The 15,769-nt window shown below is 59.6% G+C and carries 14 protein-coding genes; 8 read left to right on the plus strand and 6 right to left on the minus strand.

Features of this window, described 5'->3' with window-relative positions; all coding sequences use genetic code 11:
* Positions 1-268 precede the first annotated feature (268 nt).
* Entirely contained in the window at positions 269-1,552 is a 1,284-nt protein-coding gene (locus tag RLO149_RS05790) for an alpha/beta hydrolase family protein (protein WP_013961145.1), read from the minus strand.
* Between the two features lie 235 nt (positions 1,553-1,787).
* On the opposite strand from RLO149_RS05790, the gene RLO149_RS05795 reads away from it, so the two are divergent.
* Positions 1,788-3,152, plus strand: a complete 1,365-nt coding sequence (locus RLO149_RS05795; RefSeq protein ID WP_044025227.1) for an MATE family efflux transporter — start codon at positions 1,788-1,790, stop codon at positions 3,150-3,152.
* 78 nt (positions 3,153-3,230) lie between these two features.
* On the opposite strand, the gene RLO149_RS05800 is transcribed toward RLO149_RS05795, so the two are convergent.
* The 4 genes from RLO149_RS05800 to RLO149_RS05815 form a co-directional block, all read right to left on the minus strand.
* On the minus strand, positions 3,231-4,007 hold the full coding sequence (locus tag RLO149_RS05800) for an N-formylglutamate amidohydrolase (protein WP_148264315.1): 777 nt from the start codon (positions 4,005-4,007) through the stop codon (positions 3,231-3,233).
* Positions 4,008-4,120: 113 nt separating this feature from the next.
* Positions 4,121-4,957, minus strand: coding sequence for an NAD-dependent epimerase/dehydratase family protein (locus tag RLO149_RS05805; protein ID WP_013961148.1), 837 nt, complete (start codon positions 4,955-4,957; stop codon positions 4,121-4,123).
* Between the two features lie 16 nt (positions 4,958-4,973).
* Entirely contained in the window at positions 4,974-6,167 is a 1,194-nt protein-coding gene (locus RLO149_RS05810) for an NAD(P)/FAD-dependent oxidoreductase (RefSeq protein ID WP_013961149.1), read from the minus strand.
* An 83-nt stretch (positions 6,168-6,250) separates the two neighbouring features.
* The gene (locus tag RLO149_RS05815) at positions 6,251-7,270 is read right to left on the minus strand and encodes a phosphotransferase family protein (RefSeq protein WP_013961150.1); all 1,020 of its coding nucleotides are present in this window, start codon (positions 7,268-7,270) and stop codon (positions 6,251-6,253) included.
* 98 nt (positions 7,271-7,368) lie between these two features.
* Here RLO149_RS05815 and RLO149_RS05820 point away from each other — a divergent pair, with 98 nt between their 5' ends.
* The 4 genes from RLO149_RS05820 to RLO149_RS05835 all read left to right on the plus strand — a co-directional run bounded on the left by RLO149_RS05820 (position 7,369) and on the right by RLO149_RS05835 (position 11,975).
* On the plus strand, positions 7,369-8,604 hold the full coding sequence (locus RLO149_RS05820) for an acyl-CoA dehydrogenase family protein (protein ID WP_044025556.1): 1,236 nt from the start codon (positions 7,369-7,371) through the stop codon (positions 8,602-8,604).
* Positions 8,605-8,842: 238 nt separating this feature from the next.
* Positions 8,843-9,823, plus strand: coding sequence for a membrane dipeptidase (locus tag RLO149_RS05825; RefSeq protein ID WP_013961152.1), 981 nt, complete (start codon positions 8,843-8,845; stop codon positions 9,821-9,823).
* Positions 9,820-11,478 carry a hypothetical protein gene (locus RLO149_RS05830; RefSeq protein WP_013961153.1) on the plus strand — a complete coding sequence of 553 codons (1,659 nt, stop codon included), beginning with the start codon at positions 9,820-9,822 and terminating at the stop codon, positions 11,476-11,478. The genes RLO149_RS05825 and RLO149_RS05830 overlap by 4 nt, the downstream gene beginning before the upstream one ends.
* Entirely contained in the window at positions 11,454-11,975 is a 522-nt protein-coding gene (locus RLO149_RS05835; RefSeq protein ID WP_148264316.1) for a hypothetical protein, read from the plus strand. Before RLO149_RS05830 ends, RLO149_RS05835 begins: the two co-directional genes overlap by 25 nt.
* Positions 11,976-11,983: 8 nt before the next feature.
* On the opposite strand, the gene truA is transcribed toward RLO149_RS05835, so the two are convergent.
* Positions 11,984-12,754 (minus strand): tRNA pseudouridine(38-40) synthase TruA, encoded by a 771-nt coding sequence (gene truA / locus RLO149_RS05840; protein WP_044025228.1) that lies wholly within the window; start codon positions 12,752-12,754, stop codon positions 11,984-11,986.
* A gap of 113 nt (positions 12,755-12,867) precedes the next feature.
* Here truA and RLO149_RS05845 point away from each other — a divergent pair, with 113 nt between their 5' ends.
* From RLO149_RS05845 to RLO149_RS05855, 3 genes are read left to right on the plus strand one after another with little or no spacing between them, the layout of a single operon-like run.
* Entirely contained in the window at positions 12,868-14,283 is a 1,416-nt protein-coding gene (locus RLO149_RS05845) for a YcjX family GTP-binding protein (RefSeq protein WP_044025557.1), read from the plus strand.
* Positions 14,280-14,765 carry a GNAT family N-acetyltransferase gene (locus RLO149_RS05850; protein ID WP_013961157.1) on the plus strand — a complete coding sequence of 162 codons (486 nt, stop codon included), beginning with the start codon at positions 14,280-14,282 and terminating at the stop codon, positions 14,763-14,765. Before RLO149_RS05845 ends, RLO149_RS05850 begins: the two co-directional genes overlap by 4 nt.
* Entirely contained in the window at positions 14,765-15,760 is a 996-nt protein-coding gene (locus RLO149_RS05855) for a YcjF family protein (protein ID WP_013961158.1), read from the plus strand. Before RLO149_RS05850 ends, RLO149_RS05855 begins: the two co-directional genes overlap by 1 nt.
* The last annotated feature ends 9 nt before the right edge of the window (positions 15,761-15,769 follow it).

The raw sequence follows: 15,769 nt of genomic DNA on the forward strand, positions 1-15,769 counted from the left end.
AGTGGTCATGGCGATAGATCGCAAAAAACGAGCCAACGCGCTGCGCTTGCTGAACTAAGTGTCTGAAATATCAGAAACCGCGCTGCCTAACCGAGGACCAAGAGTGTCTGTGAGATCCGTGGTCTGATCGCCGAAACATGCCGCCTTCCGATTGAAGTGTCGTGAACCTTCTTGCGGTTTGGCTTTTCTGATGTCCCGGCATGGCGTCTGCCCAAACCGTTTTGCATTGTTTCGTAGGGTGGCGGGACGTCAATTCGCCTGCGTCGCGCTATTCACCCTTCAACTTCGTTTCGAACCTGAGGCCGTTGGTCGTGCGCGGCGCAAAGCCAGTCCAGAACGTATGATCTTCGGTTGGTTCTGCATTTTCATCCAGTGCAATGACTCCGTCAGCACCATTGGGAATGAGGGCGAGATAGGGTTGCTTTGAAACATCGTTTTTCAGGTGGAGATCAAAAAACGCAGTCGCAAAGTGCTGTGCCACATTATTCATGCGCACCGTGTCCCAGACGGCATCGGCATAATGCTCGAAAGGAATAAAATCGAGGGTTTCGACCGGCTGCCAGCTCTCAACCGGGGCAGGTATGGGGGCGGCGGCGTTGTGATTGGCGTATTCAAATGTCAATAAATGACGGTCGATGCCGGTAGCCTCGTCAAAAATAGTGCGGATGGCTTCATAGACCGAGACATCATCAGAACTGCCTGCCATCAGCAGTGTCGGTATCCGCAGGCCAGCCATACTGCCGGCATCCCATAATCCTGCATTGCGGCCCCATGGTCCGATCGCAATCGTCGCACGCACGCGTGGGTCAATCAACGCCTCGTGTTCCTCTGACCCTGCAAGATGGCGTGCCAGCAGCCCGTTTGGCGTACCCCAGCTATATTCGGTTGCAGCTTCCGTGACACCGGCCCCGGCAAAGACCAACGCACCGTATCCGCCCATGGAATACCCGATCACACCAACCACATTCGTGTCGATGATCCGGCCCAGCGGCGTATCCAGCTGCGCGAGGTAATCAATGACAAACCGTTGATCGACCGGCCTGTTGAGCAAGGTAGAACCGATGGCAGCCTGATCGCTATACGTGCTGTCGGTGTGGTCAATGGCGACTGTGACATAGCCTTTCGAGGCGAGGTTTTCCCCCAGATGAGACATCAGATATCTGTTTCCGGGATAACCGTGGCTGATCACGATAAGCGGATACCGCTGCGAGGTGGCCGGTGGTGCATCGCGCTGCGCACGACCCGTGAGGGTCACGACCGACGCGCCATCCCGCAATGTGGCCGAATAGGTGCCGCGTTCTTTCACTGCCGTGCTGGACGGGTACCATATTTCGAGCGTTATCGGACGATCATACAGCGGGACGTCGTCGTCTGTGATCGAGACGACATCAATCTGATCTGGGTTGACCACAGACAGTGTCTGAACGCCAATCGACAGGGCGCCGTAAGGGGCAAGTTCGGGGGCGTCGGGCCTTATCTGATCAATTGGGTTGGAAAACACCGGCGCGGCAGCAAGGCTCGCAATCGCAGCGATCCTGGTGGTTGTCTTCATTGTAGTGCTCCGGTCGGTGCCGCCGTAATTGACTGCAGTGCCAAGTTGACAGACTCACTCAGAAAATCAAGCGCTTATGATCTGTTTTTTATGCTGGACTGTGATCGCTATTGTACCTGAGCGGACAAAAAATGTGTCATTGATAGCGCATCGACGGGCCGGTTGTGTCGGAAATTGTCCCAATCCGGGCGGCTGGCCTCTTTTGTTTGGAGCAACGCGGGCGTATGGAAAATACATGCAAGTGAGTACCACATATCCTCAGCACGCCCGTGCCATCCTGAACCTTGGACTGCCGCTCGTTGGCGGGCATCTGGCGCAGATTGCCATTGGCGTGACGGACACGGTCATGTTGGGCTGGTACTCGGTCGAAGCACTGGCGGCTGTCACGCTGGGATCCACGTATTTTTTCGTGTTGTTCATTTTCGGTTCGGGTTTTGCCTGGGCCGTTATGCCGATGGTTGCGTCATATGCGGCCAAGGACGACGAGATCGGGTTGCGTCGCAGCACGCGGATGGGGCTTTGGCTCAGCTTTGGGTTCGGTCTACTCGCGATGCCGCTGATGATTTGGTCCGAGCCGATTTTGCGTCTGATCGGGCAGGGGGACGGTGTCGCCAGAGATGCCGGTGCGTATCTTGAGATTGCAGCCTATGGCATCGTGCCCGCCCTGTTGGTGATGGTGATCAAGTCCTATCTGGCGGCATTGGAACGCACACAAGTGGTGCTTTGGGTGACGATCCTTGCGGCGGTGATCAATGCCATTGCCAATTACGCGTTGATCTTCGGCAACTGGGGCGCGCCAGAACTAGGCATCAGGGGCGCGGCGGTTGCATCCATCATCACGCAGACGGTGTCGCTGATCGGGGTCGTGATTTATGCGCGGGTTAGCTTGCCGGAGCATGCCCTGTTCCAGCGCCTGTGGAAGGCCGACTGGCAGATGTTGCTGCAAGTGTTTCTGTTGGGCTGGCCCATCGGTCTGACAGCGCTGGCCGAGGTGGGGTTGTTCGCGGGGTCCGCCGTGATGATGGGCTGGCTGGGCACGGTGCCGCTGGCGGCGCATGGGATTGCGTTACAACTGGCCTCCATCACATTCATGGTACATCTGGGCTTGTCCAATGTGGCCACAATCCGTGCAGGCAATGCACATGGGCGCAATGACCCGGTACAGATGGGGCGCGGGGGCAAAATGGTGACTTTCATGTCGCTTGGCTTTGCCGCCATCACGATCATCATTTTCCTTGCCGCGCCCGAAATGCTTTTGTCGCTGTTCATGCAGGAAGACGACCCGCAGCGTGCGGGGATCATGGCCATCGGCGTGGGGCTTTTGGCGATGGCCGCCCTGTTTCAACTGGTGGATGGCGCGCAGGTGATAGCACTTGGACTTTTGCGCGGTGTACAAGATACCAAGATACCGATGATTTATGCCGCCGTCAGCTATTGGGGCGTGGGTATCCCGTGTTCGTATCTGTTCGGTTTTGTCTTGGGGATGGAAGGGATCGGTGTCTGGCTTGGCTTGGTTGTCGGGTTGTCGGTGGCCGCGATTTTGCTGTCGCAACGGTTCTGGAGTGTTACTTTGCGCACGCTGAAGGATGCGCAGGTATAAGCCCGGTAGGGCCAGCGGCGCGCCTATGGTAGCGCAACACATCATGCCTTTGGGGTTGTCAGGGCCTCGCATTTGTCGTCAGTGGGGCGTCCATTGACCAAGATGCCGCATCACTTGGCGTAATGTATCGCGCAAGGGCTCCACTTTTTCAGCGTCGAAATGCCCGACTTCGCCATCGTTTGTCAGATAACAGTTTTCATGCACGTCCAGATCAAATGCATGCGTGTTCGCCTTTGGCCTGCCATATTGGCGCGTGGTCCAGCCTGTCCGCAACTGCCCGCTTACCAACACACTATGGGCACTGGCGCTTTTGACCAGTGCAGCCAGTTCCGCAGACAGGCTTACACCGCAGGAGGCGCCCAAATGGGTTGAGAATTCGATGTCCGGCACCTCTGCTGCCGTCATACTCTCTGCGCGTCTCGCCCGGCAGTTCAAGACGATCGCATGGCCGTATTTGGCGCGAACCCGTGCAATCTGTGTGGCGAGTGCGGCGTGATAGGGTGTAAAATAAAGGGCGCGCCACACCCTTGCTTCATCGACGGTTGGCGGGCTTGACCAGATTGCGGTGCCATCGTGATCGATGAGCGGGACCACGCCAAGCAATCCGTTATGCGCGCGAAGTTCTGAAGCCATTGATACCGCGTCCACATCCGAGACGAAGCGGTGAAAGTTCGTCCGTATGGTCGTCGCGTCATTCGCCAGACCGCCCAGAAGCCTGTCCAGATATCGGTCATTCGAGGTGATATGGCGGCTTTTATCATACAACCTATCCACCAGTTCACGACGCATGTTCGTACCCGTATAGGGTAGCGTGATGATCAAGGGACCATTTCCCGGAATGATTTCTAACGGCATGTGGTGATGTTCCCAAGGCAGGCAAACGGTGAAATGGATTGGTAATTCAGTTTCTCTAGCGCAAGGTTGACGCCCCGTACGGGGTATGTCGCGGGGCACGCTCCTTACATGCGTTACGTCTGCTTTCTGTCGTTCACAATGTTCATCTGAGCCATACCGCTTTGCCCCAGATCGACCTTGGCAAACGGCCCGCCGTGGCACATCTGACCGGGATCTGTGGTGTCGACAGGTTCTGCCTGTGCGAGAACCTCGGCGGCATAGACTTCGGCATTGTCGGTGGGGCGGTACCCCAGAAAGCTGGCCTTGGCGTTATCAACAGGTGCGCGGTCGTTGTTTGATACGCCGTAGACAATGGCGAAGCCGACCGATGGCGTGTCGATGGCGCGGGTGACGAGGTGGATCAGGTCGGGATAGCTCAGCCATGACCCCAAGGCGCGCGTGTTGTTGACCTGCGCGCAGGAGAGGATGCGCAGATGAACGGATTCCAGCCCGCGTTTTTCCCAATACATCCGGCCCAGATCTTCGGAAAAACACTTGGCCAGCCCGTAAAACGTATCGGGGCGGTGTTCAGCGTCAATGCCGATGAAATCAGATTTCAGATGCATGCCCACCGCGTGGATCGACGAGGCATAGACGATCCGTTTCACACCGGCTTGGTACCCGGCCTCCCAGATATTATGGGAACCGACAAAATTCGGGCCCAACAGTTCCTCGAACGGTTTTTCATCCACGATGGCCCCGAAATGCAACACCATATCGGCCCCCTCAACCACCGGCGCAATCTGGTCCATCTGCGCAAGGTCCGCTTTGACATAGGTTTCGCCTGCATAGAGCGTGCCGATATCGTCGACGATATCCGTGCTCACCAAGTTGTCACAGAGCGCTGTCAGAGGCTCACGCAGATAAGAGCCAAGGCGACCTGCGGCGCCTGTCAAAACCAGTTTCTTCATATCCGTCTCCTTGCCGTCAGATCACGGCTTTTTCCAAGAATTTCTCGCCCCGCAGGACACGTTCGACCCCAAATGGGGCAAGATCAAGGCTGCGGTAAGCGCCATAGGCGATCCATTCGGCGATGCCGCGCCCGATGGCCGGGGCCTGCTGCAACCCGTGACCCGAGAACCCGTTCACAAAGACAAAGTTGCTCACTTCCGGGTGGGGGCCGAGAATGGCGTTCTGATCCAGCGTATTATAATCGTAGTGGCCGACCCACATGTTTACCAGTTTGATCCGTTCAAACTGCGGGATGCGATGGGCGATGATGGGCCAGAATTTCTCTTCCCACAAACTGTGATCCGCCTCGAAATCATCCACATCGACGGCGGGGTCTTGATCCGGTCCGCCGCCCGCCATGTAATACCGCCCATCGGTGCGAAAATGCACACCGGACGGGTCGATCGTCAGCGGCAGGTCCCGGTCAAGCGGTTCTGCCGCATCAAAGATATAGGTATAGCGGCGGCGCGCCTCCACGGGAATGTCGAGGCCTGCCATACGCGCGGTGGCGGCCGCGCGGGTGCCCGATGCATTGACCACCAGCCCGCAGGAGAGCGTCGCGCCGGACTTCAGCGTCACACTTTCCACGCGGGTGCCGACGCGCGTCATGGCGACGACCTCATCGCTCAGATACTCCGCGCCGTTCTTGCGCGCCATGCGCCGAAAGCAGTCAAACATGGTGCCGCCGTCAAAATACCCCTCGTTCATACGATTATGGTTGGCCGCAAGAATATCGTCGAGGTTGTAAAATGGGTAGGCGTCGGCGATCTCATCGCGCAGCATATGCCGGGTACCTGCGCCCAACTGCGCCTGCACCTGCTGGCTTTCGCGCAATGTGTCGGCCTGCGCGGCTGTGTCGGCCAGATAGAGATAGCCGAAGTTTTGCAAGGAAAGCGCGGGTACGTCATCCGACGCGCCCATAAACTTTTGAAAGTTGTGAATGAATTCTGCGCCAAATTGCGAGATCGCAATGTTGGTCGGGTTTGAGAACTGCTGCCGGATACAGCTGTTGGTCAGGCTGGTGGCGGCCTGCGCATAAGTCGGGTCTTTCTCAATCACGAGGATGCGGCCGTCAAAGCCGGCCATCTGCGTCAGCCACCACGCAATGCTGGAGCCGTAGATGCCGCCGCCGACGATCACAACATCATAACTGGCGTGTTTGGGGTTCATCGTTATCCTCGAAAATCTCGGTGTTGCGAAATCAGGATCACAGGACAGCCCATGGCGTCAAGCCTTCAGCCGGTCAAAGCGGGTCATGCCGTTTGTGCAAGGTGGCGCGCATCGAGGGCCAAAAGGGCAATCACATCGCGCAGCCGATCTGTATCCTTGGGGTTTGAGGCGTTGCCGTCCAGCCCGCGGCGCCGCACCCCTTGCAGGATCGCGAGCAGGCGGAAATAGGAAAACACCAGATAGAATGTCCAGTTGTCCGGCACCGAAATCTGTCGCCGCGCGCAATAGGTGGCCACATAGGCGGCCTCATCCGGCAACCCAAGGGCGGCACGATCCACACCCCCCAAGCCGCGAAAATGACCGGCATGGGGCAGCCGCCAATGCATGCACTGATAGGCAAGGTCGGCCAGCGGGTGGCCGAGGGTGGACAACTCCCAATCCAAAACGGCCAGAACGCGCGGCGCGTCGGGCGCAAAGATCATATTGTCGATGCGGTAATCGCCATGCACGATACTGCTCGCGCCATCATCGCGGGCCATATGCGCGCCCAGCCACTCCATCAGCCAGAGCGCATCAGGAAGTGGTGCGCGCGCAGCTTGCTGGTATTGACCAGACCAGCGGGTCACTTGCCGTTCGAAGTAATTGCCCGGCTTGCCATAATCGCCCAACCCGATGCTGTCGGGCGCAACGCTGTGCAATTTGGCGAGCGTTTCGTTCATGGCGTCATAGATTGCGGCCCGCTCGGCCGGGGTCATGCCGGGCAGGGCCGGATCCCAAAAGATGCGACCCCTGACCATCTCCATCACCATGAACTGCGCGCCCAGCGGGGTGTCTTCACCGCTCAGATGCAGCACATGGGGCACCGGCACATCCGTGGATGCCAGCGCCTGCATCACGCGGTATTCGCGATCCACCGCATGGGCGGATTTCAGCAGGACACCGGGGGGTTTGGCGCGCAGCACGAATTCCGTGCCCCCACTGGTGAGCCGGTAGGTCGGGTTCGATTGCCCATCCGAGAATTTTTCGATGCCATCCAGCGACTCGAAACCCGGCACATGGTTGGCCAGATACGCCTCCAGCGTTTTGTGATCATAGCTGTGCATGCGCATCCCCTTTGATTTGTCTTATGGACACCGCGGGTGATCTAAGCAAACCTGTGGCGCGGGGGAAAGCCCCGATGGGCGGACTGAAGGAGACGGTGATGGATATGAATTTCGGCATGCGCGAAGAGAACCGCGCGTTGTTGCAGCGTGTCGCCGATATGATCCGGGACGTCGTCATGCCGCTGGAAGAAGAATACCACGGCGAAATCGGGCAGGGGGACCGCTGGCACTATACCGACCGGCAGGCGGAAATCCTCGAAGGGCTCAAGGCGCAGGCGAAAGCCGCCGGGTTGTGGAATTTCTGGCTGACCGACAGTGAAAAGGGGTTCGGCCTCAGCACCGTGGAATATGCATATTTTGCCGAAGAGATGGGCAAAACCCCCCTCGGGGCGGAGGTGTTCAACTGCTCGGCACCTGACACGGGCAACATGGAAGTCTTTGAACGCTACGGCACGCCCGCGATGAAGGAACAATGGCTCGCGCCACTGCTGGAGGGGGAGATTCGCTCTGCCTATCTGATGACGGAACCGGAAGTGGCCTCGTCTGATGCGACAAACATCGCCATGTCCTGTGTGCGGCACGGCGATGATTATGTGCTCAATGGCGAAAAATACTGGGCCAGCGGTGCCGGTGATCCGCGCTGCAAGGTCTATATCGTCATGGTGCGCACGGGCGGTGATGAGATCTCAAAACACCAACGGCATTCGATGATCGTGGTGGATGCGGCGACACCGGGGATCGAAATCCTGCGCCCCATGAAGGTCTTTGGCCATGATGATGCGCCGCATGGGCATATGCATATCCGTTTTTCGGATGTGCGCGTGCCTGCCGAAAACCTGTTGCTGGGCGAAGGTCGTGGCTTTGAGATCGCGCAGGGGCGTCTGGGGCCGGGGCGTATTCATCACTGCATGCGCTCGGTCGGGCAGGCCGAAGCGGCGCTGGAGTTGATGTGCAGAAGGTCGCTGCAAAAGGAAGCCTTTGGCAAACCGCTGGCGATGCTGGGGGCGAATTTCGACATCATCGCGGAATGCCGGATGGAAATCGAGATGGCGCGCCTGTTGTGCCTCAAGGCGGCGTGGATGATGGATCAGGGCGATGCGCGCGCGGCCGCCCCATGGATCAGTCAGATCAAGGTCGTGGCCCCGCGCATGGCTCTCAAGGTAATTGATGAAGCGATGCAGATGCATGGCGGGCAAGGGATCAGTCAGGACACGCCGCTGGCCATGGCCTGGACTTGGCAGCGCGCCTTGCGATTTGCCGATGGCCCGGATGCGGTGCACCGCCGTCAGGTTGCGCGCACGGAATTACGCAAACACACGCAGCAAAAAATCTGAGACATTTGGTTTTCGATGCCATGCAGGGCGTGGGGCCGCAAATGTGGTGAAATATCGTAAAATGTATATTACTCTGCATATTTAAGACGTTTCTTGGTCAGTAATGTCGATAAATAATAAGTCAAGGGCGCCGAAACCGCCGGTTTTCCAGCGCCTTTGGGTCTGATGCTGACTGAAACGACCGGGCGCATGCCGCTTTTGGAATTGAGTATTGCGCCGGATTTCGCAAGATGCGCTTATGAAAACACCGCTGATAGACAACCTGCAGTATGCCAATTTTTCGCCTGAGATATTTGCGCAGATGCGCGCAGGCGGGGTGGATGCGGTGCATGTCACCATCGCCTATCACGAGAGCTTTCGTGAGATGGTGCTGAACCTTGAGCAGTGGAACCGCTGGTTCGAGGCGCATCCTGATCTGATCTTTAAAGGCACCTGTGCTGCTGACGTGCGCCGCGCGCAGGAAACAAACCGCACCGCGATATTCTTTGGGTTCCAGAACCCGAGTCCCATTGAGGACGACATTGGACTAGTTGAGATTTGCCATCAGCTTGGCATCCGCTTCATGCAACTGACCTACAACAATCAATCCCTGCTCGCCACGGGGTGTTACGAAGACGATGACACGGGCCTCACGCGCATGGGCAAACAGGTGGTGCGCGAGATGAACCGCGTGGGGATGGTGGTGGATATGTCCCATTCCGCCGACCGCTCGACGCTGGAGGCGATCGAACATTCGACCCGGCCCATCGCCATCACCCATGCCAATCCGCATTGGTGGCAAGCCGCGCTGCGCAACAAGAAAGACGAGGTGCTGCAGGCCTTGACGCGCGCGGGGGGGATGTTGGGGTTCTCGGTCTATCCTCACCACCTCAAGGGTGGCTCGGCCTGCACGCTCGATGGTTTTTGCGCGATGGTCGAAGAGGCCGCCCGCCGCTACGGCGCGTCCCACCTGGGCATCGGCACGGACCTTTGTCAGGACCAGCCCGACAGCGTTGTGGAATGGATGCGGGTGGGGCGATGGTCCAAGGTCATGGATTACGGCGAAGGTTCCGCCAGCAATGCAGGCTTTCCGCCGATGCCGACATGGTTTCATGACAACCGCGATTTTGCTAACATCCGCGCAGGCCTGTTGCAGACCTCCCTGTCCGAAGCTGACGTGGACGGGATCATGGGCGGCAACTGGCTGAGGTTTTACGAAGAGAGTTTTGAGCCGCTATGAAGGATCTTCCAAACCCGCCCCAAGCGCCGCTGCGCAGCCCGGACAAGGTCATGCGGCTGGCCCGGATGGGGTCCATGTTTCCCACGCGTTTGTCTTTTCTGCGTACCCTGATGCGCGCGCTTGCTGCTGAAAACGTGCAGGTGACGCGGCCCGTCTGGCAGATCGACGCGCAGGGGTTTGGCCATGCGGTCTATACCCTGCGGTTCGGCGGGCATGATTATGCGCTCGTTGCCGTCTCCACCGATCTGCCTGCGGATCAGCGCACGGATCGCGTGATCGCGACCGCCTGGGACACGGCCTATGTGCTTTATGACGGGGTGCCTGACGCGGATGAAATCGCGCGGATCTGCGCCACCGCCCCCAAGCAGGAAGCTGCCCGCTTCACGGAGCATGATCTGGTGTTGAGCCGGGCCAATAAATCCGTGCGCCTCTTTGCCCATGTGATTGAGCGGCTCAGGGCCGGGCAGCAACCCGACGAAGCGTTGGTGCGCCAAACCGGGTATCTGATGCGCACCACGGCCGTCTATGGCAACGGTAAATTCGGGATCGCGGACCGCGCGCGTATTGAGGCGCGCCCGGGGTTTGGCGGGCCTTTCATGGCCGAAATGCTGACGGTTTGGCTGATCCGGCATTTCACCCACGATCTTGTGGAATTTGTCGGTGGTGCTCCGCTGGATCGGCGCATCAAACGCCATTTGGGGATCGGGAATTCAACGGGCCTTGGCATGGCGCCGTTTCTGGTCAATCACCCGGTTTTGCTGAACAATTGGATGCTGGCGCGTGAAACGGCGCTGGCGCAGGTGCGCGCGATCCAACTGGTGCCCAAGGGGCAAGCGGCGCGGCTGGAGGCGCTGGCGTTGCGTGCCGAACGCCACCTGAGCGAGTGGAATGTCCCCGATGCCGCACATCAGGATCGGATCGACCGGTTGTCGCGCGACTGGCGCGCGGCGCGTGCCGAGGGTCGCTTTGCCCAAGGCGCGCTGGTCAAAATGGGCGCGATCGAAGCGTTGCTCGCGTGGTCGGAAGCCGCGTCGTTAGATGTTCAGGAACTGGTGGTCGCATTGTTGCTGGAACCTTTTGGCGATGTGGTCGATGGGCTGGCCGAGTGCATGTCCGACCCCTTTGGCGCGATGGTTCTGCCGCTGCCTGACACGGATGCGGTCAAGGCGCAGATCGAAGAGGCGGCTGCTTGGGCGCTCGCGCCTGATTATGATGCCAAACCAGAATGTCACCAGTTCTGGTATGTGAGTGCGGCAAAACAGGAGCCGCGTCTGGGCAACCGTTTCGAAGAGCCGGGGGCCGATCTGGAATCGCCGCTGGACATCGGGCGGCGGATCAAGGCGCTGTATCAAGATTTGCCCGAAACGGCGCAACCCATGGCCGATTTTCTGGCTGATCACCCGGATCATGCGCTGGCCGCATCGCGCGTTGCGGCGGCGGCGCAGTACGCTTACGGCGAAATCCGCGACAACCTGATTGCGCAAACCTGCCTGCCGATTGACATGCTGCGCTGCAAGCTTTCGTTCTTTGGCGCGTCCAAGTTCGATCCGAAATCAGACCGCTGGACCCGGATCACCCTGTGTCAGGGTGCGCCTTTGGCGGATGAATTGCAGGACAATACGGATGACTGGTGGTTGCCGGTCTATGCTGCGTGAACTGGTCGGCCACTGAAATCACGGCACTGGCGAGCAAGGCCGCGCGCGGGGCAGGGGCACCGCCGCAGCAGGCTGCACGCTTTGGACAGGCGGCGGCTGTGCATCTGACCGCTGCACGGCCCCCGGATGCGCTGGCGCAGGCTTTGGATTTCCTGCCGGGGGGGGCTATTCTGGAATACCCTTTGGCGCTGGATGCAGCGTTGAGCACCGCGCGCAGCGACGGGTGCGCTGTTGTTGCCAGCGTCACACAGGATACCCTGCTGGACAGCTATGTGGCGGCATTGCCTTTCATGGCGCGCACCGAATGCGCGCAGGACGGTGCGATTAGGCTGGTCGTGGATTTCGCAAAACCCCGCCCGCGCAGTCATCCGCTGCGGATCAGCGGGTGCGACGCGCTGTTAAAGCAGATGAACAATCTGGCGGCGCGCACCTTTGTGCCCGAAAGTGCCGCCTCACGTAGTGCCGGTGCCGGCGCAGGGCTGACGGATAACGATTAGACCAATTGCTACGCCTCAAACGGCGGGCGGTCGTAAACCACATGCGCCAGATACAGGCCATAGGGCGGGCAAACCGGCCCGCAGGCGGCGCGATCCCGCAGGGCCAGCGCCCTTGCCACATCCTGCGGTGTGGACGAACCGGCCCCAACCCGTTCCAGCGTGCCCACAAAACTGCGGACCTGATTGTGCAGGAAGGATCTGGCGCGCACGTCGAAATGAATCTCACGGCCATAGGGCGTTTCGACCTCGCTCACATCAAGACGGTCAAGCGTTTTGACCGGGCTCTCCGCCTGACAGATGGTGGAGCGGAATGTCGTGAAATCATGCTGGCCGATCAGCAGCGCGGCCGCTTCCCGCATGGCCGCCACATCCAGATTTTGTTTGACTTGCCAAACCAGCCCCCTCTGATGCGTTGCAGGGGCGCGGCGGCATAAGATGCGGAACAGATACTGACGTTGACGCGCAGAGAACCTTGCGTGCCAGTCCGCGTCCACAACGGTGCAGGCGGTAATGGCGATGGGCGCGGGCTTGAGATGGTAATTCAACGCTTCTGACAAACGAAACGGATCCCAGTCGCGGACCAGATCACAATGTGCCACCTGCGCGATCGCATGCACACCTGCGTCCGTACGCCCTGCAGCCGCAATCGTATGGGGCGCCGGCGCGATTTTTCCCAAAGCCTGCTCAATCGCACCCTGAACGGTGGAATGTTCTTTCTGACGCTGCCATCCGACAAAGGGCGCGCCGTGATATTCGACTTTGAGGGCGTATCTGTGCATGGGCGTGGGCCTAGCCAACTCGCTCGCCAGCGTCAAATGGCTTTCTTGCTCTGGCATGGCTGGGGATGCGCGCTTATGTAGGGCCAATCGAGAAGTTCAAAGGCAGACACGTTTTGGTTATATCAACACTCGCCGACACGGTGCTGCGCCAGATTGAAACGGTACAGAACACGGTCAATGAGACATTGTTTGAACCGGTTATACGGATCGGCGTCACGGGTCTTGCCCGGTCGGGCAAGACGGTTTTCATCACCTCTTTGGTTGCGAATCTGATGAACCGGGGGCGGATGCCGCATCTGGCCGCCGCCGCTGAAGGGCGCATTGAGGCCGCATTCCTGCAACCGCAGCCGGACGATACGGTGCCGCGCTTTGATTTCGAGGCGCATCTGAGCGATTTGACCGGCCCCAAACCGCGCTGGCCCGACAGCACACGCGCGGTTTCCGAGTTGCGGTTGTCGTTGCGGGTGCGCCGCGCGGGGCTTTTGGCGGGGCTGCAGGGGCCGCGCACGATCCATCTGGATATCATTGATTATCCCGGTGAGTGGCTGCTCGATCTGGCGCTCTTGGACAAGGATTACGCCACATGGTCGCAGGAAACACTGGCGCGCGCGGCTGAGCGTCCACAGGCGCAAGCCTATCTCGCGCAGAGCGCGGCGGTCGCAGCGGACGCAAAACTGGACGAACCGCTGGCCAAGGCGCTGGCGGCGGGCTTTACCGACTACCTCAATGCCGCGCGCGTCGCGGGATATTACGACTGCTCACCGGGGCGTTTTTTGCTGCCCGGTGATCTGGAGGGGTCGCCGGTGCTGACGTTTGCCCCATTGACAGGGGATGGCACAGATGCGCGCGGATCGTTGCGCCGCGAGATGGCACGGCGTTTTGAGGCCTATAAACGCGCAGTCGTGCGCCCGTTTTTCCGGGATCATTTTGCGCGGATCGACCGTCAGGTCGTGCTGGTTGATGCCTTGGGCGCGATCCATAAAGGACCGCGTGCGGTTGAGGATATGCGCGGGGCCATGGTCGATATTCTTGGCGCTTTCCGGCCCGGGCGCAACGCCTTTCTGACGCAGCTATTTGCGGGCAAACGGGTGGAAAAAATACTCTTCGCCGCAACCAAGGCGGATCACTTGCACCACAAGCAACACGATAAACTCACCGCGATCATTGACGCGCTGGTACGTGATGCGCGTAACAAGGCGCAGTTTGCAGGGGCGCAGACGCAAGCGTTGGCGATTGCCTCTTTGCGCGCCACCACCGAAGAGACGGTCACCCACGCGGGTCAGGACCTTGATGTTGTGCGCGGTCAACTGCTTGAAACCGGCAAACAGGCGGCGTTCTATCCCGGTGATCTGCCGAGCGATCCGGCCAGATTGCTGACCCCCGCGCGGGACGGGGCCGAAAGCTGGCTGGATGACGATTACCGTGTGATGAATTTCGCACCATCGCTGTTGAGTTTGCGCCCCGGCGATGGTCCGCCGCATATCCGACTTGATAAGGCGGCCCAATTCCTTTTAGGGGATAGGCTATGATCGAATTCACTATTTCTCCCGCACGGTCGCTGGATGCCGGTGCTGTTGGAAACATTCTGTCGGTGTCAAATGATTTGATGCCGTGGCTGCCGCGCGTGCATTCCGCTGCCGAAGAAATCAAATATGCCGGAGACATGATTGAGGCCGGTTGGGTCAAGGTCGCCAAGATCGACAACAAGGTCGTCGGTTTCATCGCCCGCCACGAGAGCGAGGTTTATGCGCTTTATGTCCTGCCCGAAGCGCAGGACAAAGGCATCGGCACCGCGCTGCTTGAGGATGCAAAGGGCGAATGCGATAAACTCGGGTTGTGGAGCTATGAGGCGAATGGCGTTGCCGCGATTTTCTATGAGTTGCGCGGTTTCGTGAGCGTGGATCGCACGAACGGGAGCGGGAATGAAGCCGGGCTGCCGGACATTCGCTTTGAATGGACACGCAAAGCGCCCGAATTCAAACCCGCGCGCGGCGCGAGGAAAACGGGCTGATGGCCAAGGGTCCTGTGCTGATCGACCTTGAGGCGCAAGAAACCAAATCCGTCGCCGAAGCGCCGCCGGTCCCCGATCTGACACCGCCCCCGCAGGGGCAGGCGATGCAAAGCGCTGCGGTGCTGGCCGCGCGTCGCCCGTCACGGCTTGCGCGGTGGTTTTTTGGCCTTGGCGCAGGGCTGATGGGGGCCATCGTCTCGGTTGCGGCTTGGGATTTTGTCACTGGCCTCGTGATGCGCAATCCGGTGCTGGGCTGGGCGGTGACGGCGCTGCTTGCCGCTTTTCTTTTGGTGCTGGCGCTGATTGTCTTGCGTGAACTGGCCGCGCTCAGCCGTTTGGCAAAGGTTGATAGCCTGCGCCGCGGCACAGATGCCGCCTTGATGGGGGCAGATCTGGCAGCGGCGCGCAAAGTGTCGGATCGTCTGGTTGCGCTTTACAAAACCCGCGAGGAAACCCGCTGGGCGCGCGGGCGGTTCGCCGATCTGGCCCCCGATCAACTGGATGCGGCTGGCTTACTGGGCTTGTGTGAAAACGAACTGCTCGCCCCGCTGGACCGGATGGCGGCGCGCGAAATTGAGGTGGCCGCGAGGCAAGTCGCCACGGTAACTGCGCTGGTGCCGCTGGCTTTGGCGGATGTGGCCGCTGCATTGACCGCCAACATCCGCATGATTCGTCGCATCGCCGAAGTTTATGGCGGGCGCGCCGGGACGCTGGGCAGCTGGCGGCTGACCCGCGCTGTGCTCACGCATATGGTGGCCACGGGCGCGGTTGCCGTGGGTGACGATATGCTTGAGCCGATCCTCGGCGGCTCCATCGTGGGCAAGCTGTCGCGGCGGTTCGGCGAGGGTCTCGTTAACGGTGCACTGACCGCACGCGTGGGCGTTGCGGCGATGGAAGTATGCCGACCCATGGCCTTCACCACGCAAAAACGCCCGAAGGTGCGCGATATCATCGCAAACAGCCTCGGTGGCCTTTTCAAATCTGGCAGAACCTGAAGGCGCAAG

This window comes from Roseobacter litoralis Och 149 (assembly GCF_000154785.2).
Classification (GTDB): Bacteria; Pseudomonadota; Alphaproteobacteria; order Rhodobacterales; family Rhodobacteraceae; genus Roseobacter; species Roseobacter litoralis.

What these genes read in the sequence shown, in the direction of transcription:
- truA (WP_044025228.1), bottom strand. Translation starts at nt 12,754, where the DNA reads ATGCACAGATACGCCCTCAAAGTCGAATATCACGGCGCGCCCTTTGTC.
- RLO149_RS05800 (WP_148264315.1), bottom strand. Translation starts at nt 4,007, where the DNA reads ATGCCGTTAGAAATCATTCCGGGAAATGGTCCCTTGATCATCACGCTA.
- RLO149_RS05820 (WP_044025556.1), top strand. Translation starts at nt 7,369, where the DNA reads ATGGATATGAATTTCGGCATGCGCGAAGAGAACCGCGCGTTGTTGCAG.
- RLO149_RS05790 (WP_013961145.1), bottom strand. Translation starts at nt 1,552, where the DNA reads ATGAAGACAACCACCAGGATCGCTGCGATTGCGAGCCTTGCTGCCGCG.
- RLO149_RS05855 (WP_013961158.1), top strand. Translation starts at nt 14,765, where the DNA reads ATGGCCAAGGGTCCTGTGCTGATCGACCTTGAGGCGCAAGAAACCAAA.
- RLO149_RS05810 (WP_013961149.1), bottom strand. Translation starts at nt 6,167, where the DNA reads ATGAACCCCAAACACGCCAGTTATGATGTTGTGATCGTCGGCGGCGGC.
- RLO149_RS05830 (WP_013961153.1), top strand. Translation starts at nt 9,820, where the DNA reads ATGAAGGATCTTCCAAACCCGCCCCAAGCGCCGCTGCGCAGCCCGGAC.
- RLO149_RS05805 (WP_013961148.1), bottom strand. Translation starts at nt 4,957, where the DNA reads ATGAAGAAACTGGTTTTGACAGGCGCCGCAGGTCGCCTTGGCTCTTAT.
- RLO149_RS05825 (WP_013961152.1), top strand. Translation starts at nt 8,843, where the DNA reads ATGAAAACACCGCTGATAGACAACCTGCAGTATGCCAATTTTTCGCCT.
- RLO149_RS05815 (WP_013961150.1), bottom strand. Translation starts at nt 7,270, where the DNA reads ATGCACAGCTATGATCACAAAACGCTGGAGGCGTATCTGGCCAACCAT.
- RLO149_RS05795 (WP_044025227.1), top strand. Translation starts at nt 1,788, where the DNA reads ATGCAAGTGAGTACCACATATCCTCAGCACGCCCGTGCCATCCTGAAC.
- RLO149_RS05850 (WP_013961157.1), top strand. Translation starts at nt 14,280, where the DNA reads ATGATCGAATTCACTATTTCTCCCGCACGGTCGCTGGATGCCGGTGCT.